This window comes from Pseudomonas akapageensis (assembly GCF_011355085.1).
In the GTDB taxonomy this organism is placed as follows: Bacteria; Pseudomonadota; Gammaproteobacteria; order Pseudomonadales; family Pseudomonadaceae; genus Aquipseudomonas; species Aquipseudomonas akapageensis.
On sequence record NZ_VXCP01000010.1, the window covers coordinates 387,076 to 404,792 of the forward strand.

Annotated in this window: 15 protein-coding genes; 3 read left to right on the forward strand and 12 right to left on the reverse strand. The window is 61.3% G+C overall.

Annotated elements, in window-relative coordinates:
* Positions 1 to 35: 35 nt before the first annotated feature.
* Together guaB and F2S13_RS08840 are read right to left on the reverse strand one after the other, a co-directional pair.
* Positions 36 to 1,505, reverse strand: a complete 1,470-nt coding sequence (guaB, locus tag F2S13_RS08835; RefSeq protein ID WP_166360087.1) for an IMP dehydrogenase — start codon at positions 1,503 to 1,505, stop codon at positions 36 to 38.
* An 85-nt stretch (positions 1,506 to 1,590) separates the two neighbouring features.
* Entirely contained in the window at positions 1,591 to 2,148 is a 558-nt protein-coding gene (locus F2S13_RS08840; protein ID WP_166360088.1) for a sugar ABC transporter ATPase, read from the reverse strand.
* Between the two features lie 224 nt (positions 2,149 to 2,372).
* On the opposite strand from F2S13_RS08840, the gene xseA reads away from it, so the two are divergent.
* From xseA to leuA, 3 genes are all read left to right on the forward strand, one after another.
* Positions 2,373 to 3,752, forward strand: coding sequence for an exodeoxyribonuclease VII large subunit (gene xseA / locus F2S13_RS08845; RefSeq protein ID WP_166360089.1), 1,380 nt, complete (start codon positions 2,373 to 2,375; stop codon positions 3,750 to 3,752).
* A 3-nt stretch (positions 3,753 to 3,755) separates the two neighbouring features.
* Positions 3,756 to 4,583: a peptidoglycan DD-metalloendopeptidase family protein gene (locus F2S13_RS08850; protein ID WP_166360090.1), complete on the forward strand. Its 828-nt coding sequence runs from the start codon at positions 3,756 to 3,758 to the stop codon at positions 4,581 to 4,583.
* Positions 4,584 to 4,893: 310 nt separating this feature from the next.
* Positions 4,894 to 6,564: a 2-isopropylmalate synthase gene (gene leuA / locus F2S13_RS08855; protein WP_166360091.1), complete on the forward strand. Its 1,671-nt coding sequence runs from the start codon at positions 4,894 to 4,896 to the stop codon at positions 6,562 to 6,564.
* 171 nt (positions 6,565 to 6,735) lie between these two features.
* Here leuA and F2S13_RS08860 read toward each other — a convergent pair whose 3' ends face one another.
* The 10 genes from F2S13_RS08860 to rlmN form a co-directional block, all read right to left on the reverse strand.
* Positions 6,736 to 7,527 (reverse strand): amidohydrolase, encoded by a 792-nt coding sequence (locus F2S13_RS08860; RefSeq protein WP_166360092.1) that lies wholly within the window; start codon positions 7,525 to 7,527, stop codon positions 6,736 to 6,738.
* Positions 7,515 to 8,663: a pyridoxal phosphate-dependent aminotransferase gene (locus F2S13_RS08865; RefSeq protein ID WP_166360182.1), complete on the reverse strand. Its 1,149-nt coding sequence runs from the start codon at positions 8,661 to 8,663 to the stop codon at positions 7,515 to 7,517. The genes F2S13_RS08860 and F2S13_RS08865 overlap by 13 nt, the downstream gene beginning before the upstream one ends.
* A gap of 213 nt (positions 8,664 to 8,876) precedes the next feature.
* Positions 8,877 to 10,340 (reverse strand): ribosome biogenesis GTPase Der, encoded by a 1,464-nt coding sequence (der, locus tag F2S13_RS08870; RefSeq protein WP_166360093.1) that lies wholly within the window; start codon positions 10,338 to 10,340, stop codon positions 8,877 to 8,879.
* 140 nt (positions 10,341 to 10,480) lie between these two features.
* Positions 10,481 to 11,632 carry an outer membrane protein assembly factor BamB gene (bamB, locus tag F2S13_RS08875; protein ID WP_166360094.1) on the reverse strand — a complete coding sequence of 384 codons (1,152 nt, stop codon included), beginning with the start codon at positions 11,630 to 11,632 and terminating at the stop codon, positions 10,481 to 10,483.
* On the reverse strand, positions 11,625 to 12,266 hold the full coding sequence (locus tag F2S13_RS08880) for a tetratricopeptide repeat protein (protein ID WP_166360095.1): 642 nt from the start codon (positions 12,264 to 12,266) through the stop codon (positions 11,625 to 11,627). Before F2S13_RS08880 ends, bamB begins: the two co-directional genes overlap by 8 nt.
* 39 nt (positions 12,267 to 12,305) lie before the next feature.
* Complete coding sequence (hisS, locus tag F2S13_RS08885) at positions 12,306 to 13,595, reverse strand: histidine--tRNA ligase (RefSeq protein WP_166360096.1); 1,290 nt, start codon at positions 13,593 to 13,595, stop codon at positions 12,306 to 12,308.
* A gap of 36 nt (positions 13,596 to 13,631) precedes the next feature.
* Entirely contained in the window at positions 13,632 to 14,741 is a 1,110-nt protein-coding gene (gene ispG, locus F2S13_RS08890; RefSeq protein ID WP_166360097.1) for a flavodoxin-dependent (E)-4-hydroxy-3-methylbut-2-enyl-diphosphate synthase, read from the reverse strand.
* 3 nt (positions 14,742 to 14,744) lie between these two features.
* The gene (locus F2S13_RS08895; RefSeq protein WP_166360098.1) at positions 14,745 to 15,797 is read right to left on the reverse strand and encodes a RodZ domain-containing protein; all 1,053 of its coding nucleotides are present in this window, start codon (positions 15,795 to 15,797) and stop codon (positions 14,745 to 14,747) included.
* Positions 15,797 to 16,555, reverse strand: a complete 759-nt coding sequence (gene pilW / locus F2S13_RS08900) for a type IV pilus biogenesis/stability protein PilW (protein WP_166360099.1) — start codon at positions 16,553 to 16,555, stop codon at positions 15,797 to 15,799. The genes F2S13_RS08895 and pilW overlap by 1 nt, the downstream gene beginning before the upstream one ends.
* A gap of 13 nt (positions 16,556 to 16,568) precedes the next feature.
* Positions 16,569 to 17,714, reverse strand: coding sequence for a dual-specificity RNA methyltransferase RlmN (gene rlmN / locus F2S13_RS08905; RefSeq protein WP_166360100.1), 1,146 nt, complete (start codon positions 17,712 to 17,714; stop codon positions 16,569 to 16,571).
* Positions 17,715 to 17,717 lie beyond the last annotated feature (3 nt).

Here is a 17,717-nt window from a genome sequence, read left to right on the forward strand (position 1 = left end):
AACAGCCCCGGTTGCTTGATGATTTGCTTGAAGCCTCAACCTACGCGGTAGTTTGGCGCTTCCTTGGTGATCTGCACGTCGTGAACGTGGGATTCAGCCATGCCCGCACCGGTAATGCGGACGAACTCAGGCTTGGTGCGCATTTCTTCGATGTCGGCGCTGCCGGTGTAACCCATCGAAGAACGCAGGCCACCCATCAACTGGTGGATGATCGCGGTCAGAGAGCCCTTGTACGGCACGCGGCCTTCGATCCCTTCCGGAACCAGCTTCTCGGCACCGGCCGAGGAGTCCTGGAAGTAACGGTCCGAAGAACCCTGGGCCTGGGACATTGCACCCAGCGAACCCATGCCGCGGTAAGCCTTGTAGGAACGGCCCTGGAACAGTTCGATCTCGCCCGGTGCCTCTTCGGTACCGGCGAACATCGAGCCCATCATCACGCAGGAAGCACCGGCTACGATGGCCTTGGACAGGTCACCGGAGAAGCGGATGCCGCCGTCGGCGATCAACGGGATGCCAGTGCCTTCGAGGGCGGCGGCAACGTTGGCGATAGCGCTGATTTGCGGTACGCCCACACCAGCAACGATACGGGTGGTGCAGATCGAGCCTGGGCCGATACCGACCTTGACCGCATCGGCGCCGGCTTCGGCCAGGGCCTTGGCGGCAGCGCCAGTGGCGATGTTGCCACCGATGACCTGCACTTCAGGGAAATTCTCTTTGACCCAGCGAACGCGATCGATCACGCCCTTGGAGTGGCCGTGGGCAGTGTCGACCACAACCACGTCGACGCCTGCAGCCACCAGCGCGGAAACGCGCTCGCCGGTGTCTTTACCGGTGCCGACCGCAGCGCCGACACGCAGACGACCCTGGTCGTCCTTGCTGGCCAGCGGGTAAGCCTTGGCTTTTTCGATGTCCTTGACGGTCATCATGCCCTTGAGCGCGAACTTGTCGTCGACGATCAGGACCTTTTCCAGGCGATGCTTGTGCAGCAGTTCGCGCACTTCGTTCTTGTCGGCGCCTTCGCGCACGGTGACCAGGCGCTCTTTAGGCGTCATCACTTCGCGAACGGTGGCATCCAGGCGGTTTTCGAAACGCACGTCACGGGACGTCACGATGCCGACCAGGTCGCCATTGTGCAGTACCGGTACGCCGGAAATGTTGTTCTGGCGAGTCAGTTCGAACAGGTCACGCACCGTGGCATCGGCCTCGATGGTGATCGGGTCCTTGACCACGCCGGCTTCGAACTTCTTGACCTTGCGCACTTCGGCAGCTTGCTGCTCGATGGTCATGTTCTTGTGAATGATGCCGATGCCGCCTTCCTGAGCCATGGCAATTGCCAGTCGGGCTTCAGTAACGGTGTCCATTGCGGCAGAAACCAACGGAATATTCAGCTCGATGCCACGGGTCAAACGGGTCTTGAGACTGACTTCGTTAGGTAGAACCTCGGAATATCCGGGGACCAGGAGAATGTCGTCGAAGGTCAGGGCTTCTTGGCTGATACGCAGCATCGCGGGGGCTCCCGAGCGGGAAAAATGGAAGCGCGCCATTATACTCATACATAGCCGTCGGCTCAATGTAAAGATCGGCCAATCGTCATTTGCCTTGCAGCTGCACCACTACATGCGTGACCGGCAGGTCGAGCCAGTCGGCGAATTCGTCGAGAAATTCCTGCTTGAATCCCGCCGGCGCCCAGTTATTGAAGATGAAGCCCAGGTTGGAAAACCCGCAGGGCTGCAGGAACAGAAAACCGTTGATATCGTCTTCATGCCCGCACTCGGGGCAAGTGAAGTTGTCGGTGTGGCCCGGCATCCACTCTTCCAGGCTCTCGAACAGCGCTTCACCGATTTCCTGGCGGCACTCTGGGCAGCCCGCTTCTTCAAGAAAGCCCACCTGCGGCGTATAGATGCAGCGTTTGGTGATGACTTCCAGGCCGTTGATCGGCTCGTCGAACGGCAACAGCTCCGGCTTGAGCACGACATTGCGCGCGCCCGGGGCGATGGCGTGGGCCATATGGTTGCCGGTGCGGCCGCAGGTGGTCAGTTGTTCCTGGATGATGTCCTTTCTCACCAGCCAGCGCAGGATCGCCCGTGCCCGGGGTTCATGTACGGGCAAGGTGGAGATTTTCGGGACGATGATGCTTTGGGTGATCATGGAGCGGGCCTGCTAAATGCTTGAAGTGGAAGCTTAATCTTCTGTTGCTGGAGGTCAAGGGATAGACCTTCAGGGCCTCATCGCTGGCAAGCCAGCTCCCACAGGGGACGACACCAACCTCTGTGGGAGCTGGCTTGCCAGCGATGAGGCCCGTAAAGACAACCAACAACTCCCGGCTTCACTACGATGGAGATTCCCCACCCAATACCCTTATCATGCCCCCCATGATTAAAGATCCCTTCCAACGCCTCGGTCTCGACCGCGAAGTCCTCACCGTCAGCCAACTCAACGGCCGCGCCCGGGTGCTGCTCGAAGACGTGTTCAGCAGCGTCTGGGTCGAAGGCGAGATTTCCAACCTCGCCCGCCCCGCGTCCGGCCACATCTATTTCACCCTCAAGGACAGCGGCGCCCAGATACGCTGTGCCCTGTTCCGGCAGAACGCTGCGCGGGTGCGCCAGGCACTGAAGGATGGCCTGGCGGTGAAAGTGCGCGGCAAGGTCTCGCTGTTCGAGGGTCGTGGCGACTATCAACTGATTCTCGACACGGTCGAGCCGGCCGGCGATGGTGCCCTGCGCCTCGCCTTCGATGCCCTGAAGGAAAAACTCGGCGCCGAAGGCCTGTTCAGCGCCGAGCGTAAAGTCCCGTTGCCGGCTCACCCCCAGCGCATCGGCATTGTCAGTTCGCCGACCGGTGCCGTCATTCGCGACATCATCAGTGTGTTCCGCCGCAGAGCACCGCAAGTCGAGCTAACGCTGATCCCGACCGCCGTCCAGGGCCGCGAAGCGATCGGGCAGATTGTCCGCGCCCTGAAACTGGCCGATGCCCGCGGCTTCGACGCGATCATCCTGGCCCGTGGCGGCGGCTCTCTGGAAGACCTCTGGTGTTTCAACGAAGAAGCCGTTGCCCGCGCCGTGGACGCCTGTATCACGCCGATCGTCAGTGCGGTCGGCCATGAAACCGACGTGTCGATCTGCGATTTCGTTGCCGACGTGCGTGCGCCAACCCCTTCGGCCGCCGCCGAACTGTTGGCGCCGGACAGCAGCGATCTGCAACGGCGCATCGAAAGCCTGCAGCGGCGCCTGCTGCTGCGCATGCAGAACCGCCTGAGCCACGACCGCCTGCGCCTGGAAGGCCTGGCCCGGCGCCTGCGTCACCCCGGCGAGCGCCTGCGCCAGCAGGCCCAGCGCCTGGACGACCTGGACATGCGCCTGCGTCGCGCCTTCGAGCAGCGCCTCAACACCCGCCGCGAACGCCTGGCCCGGCTCGACACCCGCCTGGCCGCGCAGCATCCGGGCCGTACCCTGGCCCTGTTGAAGCAACGGATCGACTCGCTCGCCGATCGCCTGCCTCGCGCCATGCGCGAAGGTCTCAAGGCGCGCCGCCTGCAACTGCAAACCCAGGTGCAGACCCTGCAGGTGGTCAGCCCCCTGGCGACGCTGAGCCGTGGCTACAGCATCCTGCTCGATGAGCGCGGCCAGGCCATCCGCCGCGCCGACCAGACCCACACCGGCCAACGCCTCACCGCGCGTCTGGGTGAAGGCGAGTTGCAGGTTCGCGTCGAAGACAACCATCTGACCCCGGTCACGCTTTCTTTACTGGACTGATTCATGCCGCGCCTTTTCGCTCCACTGATGCTGCTGTGCCTGCTCTTTGCCAATCCGGCCCATGCCGACAGCTACATCACCCGCATGCTCAACAAGCCCGTGCCCGGCGGCGTCGCGGTCATCGACCTGGGCCCGGCCGAGCGCGCGCCCCAGGCCAGCTTCGGCGGCCGGCCCGTCATGGTGATCAAGGAACAGAACAACTGGCTGGCCGTCGTCGGCCTGCCATTGACGCTCAAGCCCGGGCCTGCGCAGCTCACGTCGGGCACGCGCACCCTGAACTTCACGGTGGGCAGGAAAGCCTACCCGGAACAACGCATCACCCTGAAAAACCAGCGCCAGGTCAACCCCAACCCGACCGACCTGAAACGCTTCGAGCGGGAAATGGCCGAACAACTGAACGCCTACCGCAGCTTCAGCCCCGGCACCCCAAGCAACCTGCTGCTGGACAAACCCGTGAACGGCCCGCTGTCGAGCCGCTTCGGCGTGCGCCGCTTCTTCAACGGCGAAGAACGCAATCCCCACGCCGGCCTGGACTTCGCCGTCGCCGCCGGCACCCCGATCAAGACCCCGGCCGCCGGCAAGGTGATCCTGGTCGGCGACTACTTCTTCAATGGCAACACCGTGTTCGTCGACCATGGCCAGGGCTTTATCAGCATGTTCTGCCATATGTCGAAGATTGATGTGAAGGTTGGCCAGAGCCTGGCTCGGGGCGGCGTAGTGGGTCGCGTCGGCTCGACCGGGCGCGCGACCGGACCGCATATGCACTGGAATGTCAGCCTCAATGACGCCCGGGTGGATCCGGCGATTTTCATCGGGGCGTTCCAGCCGTAAGACGGCTTGCGCCATTCAAAAAGACCGCGCAATTGGCGCGGTCTTTTTGCTCCAGAAGAAGCAGAATTTCTCGCAAAAGCGCGCAACTCGAACATTTATCTCAATTTTCTCTACAGGCTTGCCATCTTTCACCTCAATGGTTAGGGTTGAAGACATGAAGACCTCTCACACCCTCATCCAGCTCCGCCAACACAGCAGCCTCTGCCTGGTCAGTGCCCGACTGCCAAGCTGAATCGCGTCGCCTCGCCTATTCATCTCTTGTTCTCTTGGCAGGCCCTTTTCAAAGGCCGCACATTAAAGGATTGCTTCCATGACCATGCTCAAAGACCCTTCGAAGAAGTACCGCGCGTTCCCGACCATCGATCTGCCTGACCGTACCTGGCCGTCCAAGGCCATTACCGTCGCGCCGATCTGGTGCAGCTCCGACCTGCGCGACGGCAACCAATCGCTGATCGAGCCCATGGACTCCGCCAAGAAACTGCGCTTCTGGAAGACCCTGGTCAGCGTCGGCGTCAAGCAAATCGAGGCGTCGTTTCCGTCCGCTTCGCAAACCGACTTCGACTTCGTGCGTACCCTGATCGAAGACGGCCACATTCCGGACGACACCACCATCCAGGTACTGACCCAGGCCCGTGAAGACCTGATCGCACGGACCTTCGAATCCCTGCGCGGCGCGAAAAAAGCCATTGTCCACCTGTACAACGCCACCAGCCCATCGTTCCGCCGCATTGTCTTCAACCAGGACAAGGCAGGCGTGAAAGAGATCGCCGTGAACGCGGCCAAGCTGTTCGTCAAATACGCCGCCCAGCAGCCGGAAACCCAGTGGACCTTCCAGTACTCGCCGGAAACCTTCAGCGCCACCGAACTGGAGTTCGCCAAGGAAGTCTGTGACGCAGTGATCGAGGTCTGGAACCCAACGCCGAAGCACAAGATCATCCTCAACCTGCCGGCCACCGTCGAAGTCTCGATGCCTAACGTCCATGCCGACCAGATCGAATGGTTCTGCCGCAATGTGTCCCGTCGCGACAGCGTGATCATCAGTCTGCACACCCACAACGACCGTGGCACGGGTATTGCCGCCACCGAACTGGGCCTGCTGGCCGGTGCCGACCGCGTCGAAGGCTGCCTGTTCGGCAACGGCGAGCGTACCGGCAACGTCGACCTGGTGACCCTGGCCCTGAACCTCTACACCCAGGGTGTCGACCCGGAACTGGACTTCTCCGACATCGACGGCGTGCGCAAGGTCGTCGAAGAGTGCAACCAGATCCCGGTACACCCACGTCATCCCTATGTCGGCGACCTGGTTCACACCGCGTTCTCCGGCTCGCACCAGGACGCCATCCGCAAGGGCTTCGCCCAGCAGAAAGACGACGCCCTGTGGGAAGTCCCTTACCTGCCGATCGACCCGGCCGACATCGGCCGCAGCTACGAGGCAGTGATCCGCGTCAACAGCCAGTCCGGCAAAGGTGGTATCACCTACCTGCTCGAACAGGAATACGGCATCAGCCTGCCACGTCGCATGCAGATCGAGTTCAGCCAGGTGGTCCAGCGTGAAACCGACCGTCTGGGCCTGGAAATGACCGCGCAGCAGATCTATTCCTTGCTGCAGAAAGAATTCCTGCAAGCCAACCTGCCTTATGCCTTGGTCAGCCATCGCCTGCAGGAAGAGAACGGTGTCAGCAAGGTCGAGGTCGAAGTCAACAGCGACGGCGAGACCGTGCACTGGCGTGGCAAGGGCAACGGCGCCCTGGAAGCACTGGTGGCCGGCCTGCCGATTGCCGTCGAGATCATGGACTACAACGAACACGCCATCGGTGCCGGGACCAACGCGAAAGCGGCGGCTTACATCGAACTGCGTGTGGCCGGTGAACGTCCGGTGCATGGCGTGGGTATCGATGAGAACATCACCACGGCCAGCTTCAAGGCGCTGTTCAGTGCACTGAACCGGTCGTTGAGCCAGCAGGAAGCCAAAGCGGCGTAACAACCGTCAGGTACAAAAAACCGGCCTTTTGGGCCGGTTTTTTTATGCCGTCTGGACCGGCCTCATCGCTGGCAAGCCAGCTCCCACAGGATCGTTTCAAGGCCCAAGATCGCAACAATACCTGTGGGAACGGACTTGCCCGCGATCGAGTGCGCAGCACTCGCAGCGAATTCACCGCAATTCGAAGGCATCCGCATCCAGATTCGCCGGAAACCGCGTCCGATACGCCGCCAGCTCCGCCCCACTCAGGCACACCTGAAACACCCCATCGCCCTCCCCCACGCTGAGCAGGCTTTCACCCTGGAAGTCCAGCACCTGGCTGTCACCGGTATAGGCAAAGCCTTTGCCGTCGGTACCCACCCGGTTCACCGCCGCCACATAGCAGAGGTTCTCGATAGCACGCGCCGGCAGCAAACGGTTCCAGTGCAATCGACGCGCGCCCGGCCAGTTGGCGGTGTAGATCAGCAGGTCCGTGTCCTGGGCATCGCGGCTCCACACCGGGAAGCGCAGGTCGTAGCAGATCAGCGGACGGATCCGCCAACCCTTGAGATCGAACTGCACCTGCTGATCACCCGCGGTGTAGTGCTTGTGCTCCCCGGCCATGCGAAACAGATGGCGCTTGTCGTAGTGCAGCAACTCCCCGTCCGGCGCAGCCCAGAGCAGGCGGTTGCGGTAGCTGCCATCGGCGGTCTGAATGATGATGCTGCCCGTGACGACCGCATCGAGTTTTTTCGCCTGGGCCCGTAGCCATTTCGAGGTCGGGCCGCTCTCCGGCTCTGCAAGGTGTTCCGACTCCATGGAGAAGCCCGTGGTGAACATCTCCGGCAGGATAATCAGGTCGGCACCGCTGGCCTGCTCGATCAGTTGCTCGAAATGTTGCAGATTGGCGACCCGGTCATGCCAGGCCAGGGTGGTCTGTACCAGGGCCACATTCAAATTGGGCAAGCTGCTCAGATCGCGCATAGTTTTTCCGCCGCCTGACGCAGCGTCTCCTCGCGTTTAGCGAAACACAGACGCACCAGGCGCTGTTCGGGGATCGGCTGCTGGTAGAAGACCGAAATCGGAATGGTCGCCACACCATGCTCGCGGGTCATCCACAACGACATCTCGACATCATTGAGGTCGGGACGGATGGCAGAGTAATCGACCAACTGGAAGTAGGTGCCCGGTACCCGCTTGAAGGTGAAGCGCGAAGGTACAAGCAGGTCGCAGAACAGGTCCCGCTTGGCCTGGTAGAAACCCGGCAACTCCTCGACATGCTCCGGGTGAGCCGCCATGAAGTCCGCCAATGCCCACTGCAGTGGCGTAACACCACAGAAGTTGACGTACTGGTGCACCTTGCGCAGTTCGGCGGTCAGGGCCGCCGGCGCCACCACATAGCCGGTTTTCCAGCCGGTGACATGGTAGGTCTTGCCAAACGAGCTCACCACGAAGGCCCGTTGGTACAGCGCTTCATGGGCCAGCACGCTGACATGCGGCACACCGTCGTAAACCAGGTGTTCGTAAACTTCGTCGCTGATCAGGTAGATATCTCGACCTTCGATCAGTTTCGCCAGTTGATCCAGCTCGGCGCGAGAAATCAACGCACCGCTGGGGTTGTGCGGGCTGTTGAGGATGATCATCCGGGTGCGCGGGCTCAGCGCGTCTTCGAGCTTCTGCCAGTCGATGGCGAAGTCGTTCGGACTCAGCTGGACATGCACGCAGCGCCCACCGGCAAGCTCCACCGACGGCTCGTAGCTGTCGTAGGCCGGGTCGAAGACGATGACTTCATCGCCGGCATGGATCACAGCCTGAATGGCGCAGAAAATCGCCTCGGTGGCGCCCGGAGTGATAGTCACTTCGGTGTCGGCATTGACGTTCACGCCATAGCTGCGGGCAATCTTTACCGCTACCTGCTCGCGTAGCGCGGGCAAGCCGGCCATGGGTGAATATTGGTTGTGACCGGCGGCGATGTGTCGCCCGACCGCGTCACACAACGCCTGGGGCGCTGCGAAATCGGGGAAACCCTGGGACAGATTGAGCGCGCCGGTTTCATGGGCGAGCGCAGACATGCGGGTGAAGATGGTCGTGCCGACATTCGGCAACTTGCTGCTGATCATGGGCCATTCCCTGCTGAACACCCGGCTCACGACGGCGCGGGTGCCTTCGAGGATATCCCATTGAGCGGGCATGAAAAAGGCGCCTTGTGGCGCCCTTTGGTACTTGAAGGCCCTTTGGGCCTTATCGCTGGCAAGCCAGCTCCCACAGTGTTTGTGTTGCCCCCTGTGGGAGCGGGCTTGCCCGCGATCGGCCGCAAAGCGGCCGCCATGCGATCAACGCTTGTCGCGACGCTTCTTCTCAGCCTTCTTGTGATGTGACATCAAGCGCCGCTTCTTGTTGACCTGACGGTCCGTCAAGGTGTTCTTGTTGCCTTCGTACGGGTTCTCGCCACCCTTGAACTCGATGCGGATCGGCGTACCGACCAGCTTCAACACACGGCGATAGGTGTTTTCCAGATAACGAACGTACGAATTCGGTACTTTCTCGACCTGGTTACCGTGGATCACGATCAATGGCGGGTTGGCACCACCCAGGTGAGCGTAACGCAGCTTGATCCGGCGGCTGTTGACCATCGGCGGCTGGTGCTCGCTGACCGCGTCTTCGAGAATCTGGGTCAGGCGGCTGGTTGGCCAACGGGTGATCGCCGACTTGAACGAAGCCTGCACCGATTGATACAGGTTGCCCACGCCAGTGCCATGCAGCGCCGAGATGAAGTGAATGTCGGCGAAATCGACGAAGAACAGCCGGCGTTCCAGCTCGGTCTTGACGTAATCACGCTCGCTCGGCTGCATCCCGTCCCATTTGTTCAGGGCGATGACGATGGCGCGACCGGCCTCCAGGGCAAAGCCCAGCAGGTTCAGGTCGTGGTCGACCACACCTTCGCGGGCGTCCATGACGAAGATCACGACGTTGGCGTCCTTGATCGCCTGCAGGGTTTTGACCACCGAGAACTTTTCGACTTCCTCGTGGATCTTGCCGCGCTTGCGCACCCCGGCCGTGTCGATCAGGGTGTACTTCTCGTCGTTGCGTTCGAACGGGATGTAGATACTGTCGCGGGTCGTGCCGGGCTGGTCGTAGACGATGACCCGGTCCTCACCCAGCATGCGGTTGACCAGGGTCGACTTGCCGACGTTGGGGCGACCGATGATGGCGATCTTGATGCCATCCTTCTCGCTCGGACCCGGAATCCGGACTGCTTCCTCGCCTTCGGCGACGTTGGCATTCAGGTCTTCTTCTTCGGTATCGCGCGGGAACTCGGCCAGGGCGGCTTCGAGCAGCGTATTCACGCCACGGCCCTGTGCACCGGCGACACCGATGGCATGGCCCATGCCCAGCGGGGCGAATTCGGCGCGGGCCATTTCAGGATCGATGTTGTCGATCTTGTTGGCGACCAGTATCGAGCGCTTGTTACGCTTGCGCAGGTGCTCGGCAATCATCTGGTCGGCAGCGGTGAAGCCGGCGCGGGCATCAACCAGGAACAGAACGACATCAGCTTCTTCGATGGCCAGCAGCGACTGCTCGGCCATCTTTTCGTCCATGCCGTGCTCGTCACCGGAAATACCACCGGTGTCGATCAGGATATAGGAGCGCCCTTGCCACTTTGCCTCACCGTATTGGCGATCACGGGTCAGACCAGAGAGGTCGCCAACAATGGCGTCGCGGCTTTTGGTCAGGCGGTTGAACATGGTGGACTTGCCGACGTTCGGTCGGCCCACCAGGGCGATTACGGGAACCATGCGGCTCTCCACTTCGTTAATTCAGAAAATACAAAAGCCGCTGCGAGGCAGCGGCTGGTGCTCGGGGCAGCACGTGAAGTGCCGCAAGCCTTGCAGAGCAAGGCCGCTTGGGGATGATTACCCCAAGCATAGCTAACGCATTACTTGATTGTCAGCGCTTCCAGCTTGCCGCTGTTGCCATACACATAAATCATGTCGCCAACCACCAGGGGACGCGCCCGCAGACCATCGCTGTCGATGCGCTCGCGACCGACGAAACGGCCGTCTACCTGGCTGAGCAGGTGCAGGTAACCTTCCAGGTCGCCCACCGCTACATAGCTGGAATACACTTCCGGCGCCGACAATTGACGACGGGCCAGCGAGTCGTTGCTCCACAGCGCTGTGGAAGAACGTTCGTCGATGCCTTCTACCGTGCCCGAAGCCAGGCTCACATAGACGTTGCCAAAGCCCTGGGACACGCCAGCATAGCTGGACGCATCACGCTGCCAGAGTACGCGACCGCTTTCGAGGTCAAGACCGGCAACACGACCCTGGTAGCTGGCCACATAGATCGTGCCGCCAGACAGCAACAGGCCACCGTCGATATCGACCACACGGTCGAGCTCGGAACGGCCTTGCGGAATGGCCACGCGCTGTTCCCAGACCGGCACGCCGTTCTGAGTGTCCAGTGCAATGACTTTACCGGTCGAAAGGCCGGCAATGGCCAGACGATTGGTAACGATCGGTGCACCGGTGCCGCGCAGGGTCAGTACCGCCGGCGTGCTTTCGTGGATCCAGCGCTGGTTGCCGGTAGCGGCGTCCAGACCGATCACACGGTCATCCTGGGTCTGCACGACCACCACGTCACCGTTGGTGGCAGGCGGCGCAAGCACTTCGCTGGTGACGCGTGAACGCCACTTCTCTTCACCACTGATGGCATCCATGGCCACGACTTCGCCCTTGAGGGTGCCGATCATGACCAGGCCAGAGCCCACACCTACAGCGCCGGAGACCGGCAACTCGAGGTCCTTCTTCCAGAGCACATCGCCGTTGTAGCGGTCGATTGCCATCACCACGCCATTGACGTCGGCGGCGTAGATACGCTCGTTCTCGATGGCCGGCACCAGCATGTTATAGGTTTCGCCCTGACCGTCACCGATCGAGCGGCTCCATTGCTTCTTCAGGACTACTTCTTCCTTGAAGTCGGTCAACTCGGCCGGTGGTAATTCTTTCTTGCTGTTGCTGCTGCAACCCGCAGCCAGAAGGGCCAGGGCCAGCAATGCTGCATGTTTCCAACGAATCACGTCACGCATCCCCTTTGGCCAGGTCGTCCAGCTTCAATTGCAGGCCACCGACCGCTGCTTCATCAGACAGCGCAGCCTTGGCCTTTTCGTAAGCGGCATGCGCTTCGTCGCTGCGGCCCAGCTGTACCAGCAGGTCGCCCTTGAGCTCTTCGCGGCTGGCCAGGAAGGCTTTTTCGGCATCACCGGCAAGCAGTTTCAGCGCTTCGTCAGCCTTGTTCTGAGCGCCCATCACCCGTGCCAGACGCTGGCGGGCGATCTCACCCAGAGTGGTGTCGACCGGCTTGTCGAGCACGGCCTTGAGTTCGACTGCTGCGTCGTCGAGCTTGCCGGCATCGACGGCCACCTTGGCCACGAACAGGCTGCCGTATTGGGCGTAGGCGGTACCACCGAACTCGCTCTTGAGCTTGCCGGCCAACTCGGCCACCTTGGCGGTATCGGGCTTGCCAGTCGGGGTCAGCGAGGTTTCCAGCAGCGCCTGATAGAGGTTGGAAGCGCCTTGCGCCTGGTTGCTCTGGTATTTCTGCCAGGCCTGCCAGCCGAACACGATCACCAGCGCCATCAGGCCGCCGGTCAACAGGGGCTTGCCGTTACGCTCCCACCAGTCCTTTACAGCCGCGAGTTGCTCTTCTTCAGTACTCGACACCCCAATACTCCTATTCGCTTAATCGGCTGTTTGCCAGCTTCAACCCTGCACGACGCAGGCTGCCAGATGCTCGGCCAGAGCATCGAAGGCAATGTTTTGTTGTTCGCCCTGACCACGCAGGGGTTTGAAACCTACCACTTGTTGCTCCAGTTCGTCGTCCCCCAGGATCAAGGCGTAGAGCGCACCGCTCTTGTCCGCCTTCTTGAACTGGCTCTTGAAGCTGCCGCCGCCGGCATTCACTTGCAGGCGCAAGCCCGGCACGCTGTCGCGCACCCGCTCGGACAGGGCCAGGCCCGCCAACTCTGCCTGTTCGCCGAAGGCGCACAGGTAGACATCGACCTGACGGGCGATGGACTCGGGAATCTGCTCCAGGGTTTCCAGCAGCAGGATCAGCCGTTCGATACCCATGGCAAAACCAACGCCGGTAGTCGGCTTGCCGCCCATCTGCTCGACCAGGCCATCGTAACGGCCACCGGCACAGACGGTGCCCTGGGCACCGAGTTTGTCGGTGACCCACTCGAACACGGTCTTGCTGTAGTAATCGAGGCCGCGCACCAGCTTGGGATTGAGCACGTAGGGAATGCCGGCAGCATCCAGGCGAGCCTTCAGGCCCTCGAAGTGCAGGCGCGACTCTTCGTCCAGGTACTCTTCGAGCTTCGGCGCATCGGCCAGCAATGCCTGGGTTTCCGGCACCTTGGTGTCCAGGATGCGCAGCGGGTTGGTCTTCAGGCGGCGCTGGCTGTCTTCATCGAGCAGGTCCAGGCGCGCCGAGAGGAACTCGACCAACGCATCGCGATAACGTCCACGTGCTTCGCTGGTGCCCAGGCTGTTGAGCTCCAGCTTGACCGCGTCACGGATACCGAGCTGGCCCCAGAGGCGCCAGGTCAGCACGATCAGTTCGGCGTCGATGTCCGGACCGTCGAGGTTGAAGACTTCCACGCCGATCTGGTGGAACTGGCGATAACGGCCTTTCTGCGGGCGCTCATGGCGGAACATCGGGCCGATGTACCAGAGTTTCTGCACCTGACCACCACCGGTGATGCCATGTTCGAGCACAGCGCGCACGCAGGCCGCGGTACCTTCAGGGCGCAGGGTCAGCGAATCGCCGTTGCGGTCCTCGAAGGTGTACATCTCTTTTTCGACGATGTCGGTGACTTCACCGATCGAGCGCTTGAACAGCTCGGTGAACTCGACGATCGGCATGCGGATCTGCCGATAACCGTAGTTATCCAGCAAACCGGCCACGGTGCCTTCGAAATAGCGCCACAGGGGCGTCTGTTCGGGCAGGATGTCGTTCATGCCACGGATGGCTTGCAGAGATTTACTCACAGAAAATCCTTAGCGATTCTTTATCAAAAGGTCCGATCAACCGCGGGCGATCAACGCCGCGTCGGCTTCGACCTTTTCGGCCGCCTTCTGCCGAATGAGCTTTTCCAGCTCATCGACCAGGTTGTCGTTCGTCAATTTTTGCGCCGGCTTGCCGTCGATGTAGATCAGGTTCGGCGTACCACCGGTAAGGCCGACATGGGCCTCCTTGGCTTCACCCGGACCGTTGACCACGCAACCGATCACCGCGACATCCAGGGGTACCAGCAGATCCTCGAGGCGCCCTTCCAGCTCGTTCATGGTCTTGACCACATCGAAGTTCTGCCGCGAGCAGCTCGGGCAGGCGATGAAGTTGATGCCACGCGAACGCAGGTGCAGGGACTTGAGGATGTCGTAACCGACTTTCACTTCCTCGACCGGATCGGCCGCCAGAGAGATGCGAATAGTATCGCCAATCCCCTCGGCGAGCAGCATACCGAGGCCTACGGCAGATTTCACCGTACCGGAGCGCAAACCACCGGCTTCGGTGATACCCAGGTGCAGCGGCTGGATGATCTGCTTGGCCAGCAGGCGATAGGCTTCGACGGCCATGAACACGTCCGAGGCCTTGACGCTGACCTTGAAGTCCTGGAAGTCCAGACGATCGAGGTGCTCCACATGACGTAGCGCCGACTCGACCAGTGCGGCCGGGGTTGGCTCGCCGTATTTCTTCTGCAGGTCTTTTTCCAGCGACCCGGCGTTGACGCCGATGCGGATCGGGATACCCCGGTCACGGGCGGCATCGACCACGGCGCGAACACGGTCTTCCCGGCCGATGTTGCCCGGGTTGATGCGCAGGCAGTCGACGCCCAGTTCAGCGACGCGCAAGGCGATCTTGTAGTCGAAATGGATATCGGCAACCAGCGGCACCTGGACCAATTGCTTGATCTTGCCAAAGGCCTCGGCCGCATCCATGTCCGGGACGGAGATGCGGACGATGTCCACACCGGCATCGACCAGACGGTTGATTTGCGCAACGGTCGCGGCAACATCGTTGGTATCGGTGTTGGTCATGCTCTGCACGGCGATCGGTGCATCACCGCCGACAGGAACTGAACCTACCCAGATTTTACGAGATTCGCGACGCTTGATTGGAGATTCGCCGTGCATGACTTATTGCCCCAGCTTCAGGCGAGCAGTCTCGCCACTGATAAAAGGCGCTACATCAACGGCCTGGCCGTTATAGGTCACTTGCACACCACGGGCATAGCCCAGACGCAGCGAGAAAGGTGGTTTGCCGTTCACAGCAAGGGTCTCGCCCTTGTGCTTGAGCCCGCTATACAGGACCTTGCCGTTGCCGTCGGTGACCTGGGTCCAGCAATTGGCAACGAATTGCACGTGCAACTGACCGGCACCGGCGACGGGCGCTGCGTCCACGGCAGCTGGAGCCAGAGTAGGCGCGGGCGCGGGAGCAGGCACCGCAGGAGCGGTAGTGGCCGGCACGGTTGCCGCGACGACCGGTGCAGCAGGCGCTGCCGGGGCCGGCGTAACGGCAGGAGTGACGACCGCGGCAGTCGGCGCCGGGGTTGCGACCGGAGCGGCCGGAGCAGCTGGAGTGGCCGGAACGACTGGCGCCGTCGCATCGGCTGCCGGCTGGCCCTGATCAAGGCTCAGAGGTGTTTCTTCAGGTTGCTGGGCATCGCTCACGGCCTGGTCTTCAGGTTCGTCGAGCTGGTGAATCTGGGTGGTGCCATCGGCGCTTTCGACTTCGACATGCTCCATGGCCAGGTTGGCCAGGTCCTTGCCGCGCAGGGTAGTCTGGTCCTGCCACCAGATGAAGCCGCCACCGATCACGGCGACCAGCAGCAACAGGCTGACGATACGCAGGATATTGTGCGACATCCGCACCGGCTCTTCGATGCGGCCCAGGCTATGCACTTCACTGCCTTGAGCGTGGGTGCCGGTGTACTGGTCGAAGGCCTGGACCAGCGCGGCCTGATCCATTCCCAGCAGCTTGGCATAGGCCCGGATATAACCACGGGCAAAGGTGTGCCCTGGCAGCTTGTCGAAAGCGCCGGCTTCCAGGTTGGCCAGGGAAACCTGAGTGAGGTTCAACTTTACCGCCACCTCGGGCAGCGACCAGTTTCTGCTTTCGCGGGCCTGGCGCAAGGTCTCACCGGGGTTGACGCGAGTCGCTGCTACTACTTCGGGATGCGCCGCTTTCATCATTGCTCCGACAGGTATTGCTGATATTCCGGCGTACCGGGATAGAGTCGTTTTAATTGCAGGCCAAAACTGGCGGCCTTGTTACGGTCATCGAATACTTTCGCCAACCGTGTACCGAGCAGCAGGCTGCGGGCATTCTGCTCGCTCAACTGGCTGAACCGGTCGTAAAAGTCTCGGGCTGGCACATAATGCCTGTCTTCGTAAGACAACTCAGCCATTTCCAGCAACGCCCGCGGCTGCTGGCGATTCAATCTCAAGGCCCTTTCCAGATACGCCTGGCCGTCTTCGCGCTGCTGCAGCCTCAAGGCGGTCATGCCGAGGTTCTCGAAAACCCGCGAACGCTCGGGATACAGCGAATCGGCGGCGGCCTTGCCGAACATCTCGTACGCCTCCTGGTACCTGCTCTGTTCGTACAGGAAGCTACCGTAGTTGTTCAGGATACGCGCATCGACCGGGCGTGCGGCAAGTGCCTTGCGAAAGCTCTGGTCGGCAAGCTCCGGCTCCTCTTCGGCCTGGAAGACCAAGGCCAGCGCCGCATTGGCGTTGGCATCGGAGCTGTCCAGCTCAAGGGCTTTTTTCAGGGGGATTTTCGCGCGTTCGACCAGACCCTGCTGCAGATAACCAATACCGAGTTGTACATAAGCCTGACGTGCTTCATCGCGCCCCTTGCCGGTGCTCAGCGGATCGACATTGCCCGTGGAGACACATCCAGCCACAAAGTTGACCAACAGCATCAGCAGCGCAACGCGCAGGGTCATGTAGATCCTCTCTTCAGGTCCGATCCGTGGCGCTTTGCGGTATATCGTCGGCGTTCAACTGACGCACGGCGATATAGCGTTCGCTGCGGCGGGTGCGGTCCATCACCTGCCCTACCAATTGGCCACAGGCGGCATCGATGTCTTCGCCGCGCGTGGTGCGCACCGTGACGTTGAAGCCCGCCTGGTGCAAGTGATCCTGGAAACGCCGGATGGCGTTGTTGCTTGGCCGCTCGTAACCGGAATGCGGGAACGGGTTGAACGGAATCAGGTTGATCTTGCACGGTACATTCTTGAGCAGTTCAACCATTTCCACGGCGTGCTCGAGCTTGTCGTTGACGTCCTTGAGCAAGGTGTACTCGATGGTCAGCACGCGCTTCTCGCCCAGTGCGGACATGTAGCGCTGGCAGGAGTCGAGCAACACTTTCAACGGGTATTTCTTGTTGATCGGAACCAGTTCGTTGCGCAGCGCGTCATTGGGCGCGTGCAGCGACAGGGCAAGCGACACGTCGATGTGCTTGGCCAGTTCGTCGATCATCGGCACCACGCCCGAGGTGGACAGGGTCACCCGGCGCTTGGAGATGCCGTAGCCGAGGTCGTCCATCATCAGGTGCATGGCGGCGACCACGTTGTCGAAGTTCAGCAATGGCTCACCCATGCCCATCATCACCACGTTGGTGATGGCACGGTCGACGGTAGCCGGGACACTGCCGAAGGATTTGTTGGCAATCCACACCTGGCCGATCACTTCGGCGGCGGTGAGGTTGCTGTTGAAGCCTTGTTTGCCGGTGGAGCAGAAACTGCAGTCCAGCGCACAGCCGGCCTGGGACGAAACGCACAAGGTACCGCGCTTGCCCTGGGGAATGTAGACGGTCTCGACACAGCTGCCGGACGCTACGCGCACCACCCACTTGCGGGTGCCGTCGCTGGAGATGTCTTCGCTGACCACTTCCGGCCCGCGAATTTCAGCACAGGCCTTGAGCTTTTCGCGCAAGGCCTTGCTGACGTTACTCATGGCGTCGAAATCATCGATGCCATAGTGGTGAATCCATTTCATTACCTGACCGGCACGGAAACGCTTCTCCCCGATTGAGTCGAAGAATTTCTCCATTTCCGGCTGGGTGAGACCCAGCAGGTTGGTTTTAACAGTCGATGTCGTCATGGA

Bases quoted from the DNA above. Each gene is read 5' to 3' on its own strand.
- rlmN (WP_166360100.1), bottom strand. From the start codon at position 17,714: ATGACGACATCGACTGTTAAAACCAACCTGCTGGGTCTCACCCAGCCG.
- der (WP_166360093.1), bottom strand. From the start codon at position 10,340: ATGGTTCCCGTAATCGCCCTGGTGGGCCGACCGAACGTCGGCAAGTCC.
- pilW (WP_166360099.1), bottom strand. From the start codon at position 16,555: ATGACCCTGCGCGTTGCGCTGCTGATGCTGTTGGTCAACTTTGTGGCT.
- F2S13_RS08840 (WP_166360088.1), bottom strand. From the start codon at position 2,148: ATGATCACCCAAAGCATCATCGTCCCGAAAATCTCCACCTTGCCCGTA.
- leuA (WP_166360091.1), top strand. From the start codon at position 4,894: ATGACCATGCTCAAAGACCCTTCGAAGAAGTACCGCGCGTTCCCGACC.
- guaB (WP_166360087.1), bottom strand. From the start codon at position 1,505: ATGCTGCGTATCAGCCAAGAAGCCCTGACCTTCGACGACATTCTCCTG.
- F2S13_RS08860 (WP_166360092.1), bottom strand. From the start codon at position 7,527: ATGCGCGATCTGAGCAGCTTGCCCAATTTGAATGTGGCCCTGGTACAG.
- F2S13_RS08895 (WP_166360098.1), bottom strand. From the start codon at position 15,797: ATGAAAGCGGCGCATCCCGAAGTAGTAGCAGCGACTCGCGTCAACCCC.
- ispG (WP_166360097.1), bottom strand. From the start codon at position 14,741: ATGCACGGCGAATCTCCAATCAAGCGTCGCGAATCTCGTAAAATCTGG.
- bamB (WP_166360094.1), bottom strand. From the start codon at position 11,632: ATGCGTGACGTGATTCGTTGGAAACATGCAGCATTGCTGGCCCTGGCC.
- F2S13_RS08850 (WP_166360090.1), top strand. From the start codon at position 3,756: ATGCCGCGCCTTTTCGCTCCACTGATGCTGCTGTGCCTGCTCTTTGCC.
- F2S13_RS08865 (WP_166360182.1), bottom strand. From the start codon at position 8,663: ATGATCAGCAGCAAGTTGCCGAATGTCGGCACGACCATCTTCACCCGC.
- xseA (WP_166360089.1), top strand. From the start codon at position 2,373: ATGATTAAAGATCCCTTCCAACGCCTCGGTCTCGACCGCGAAGTCCTC.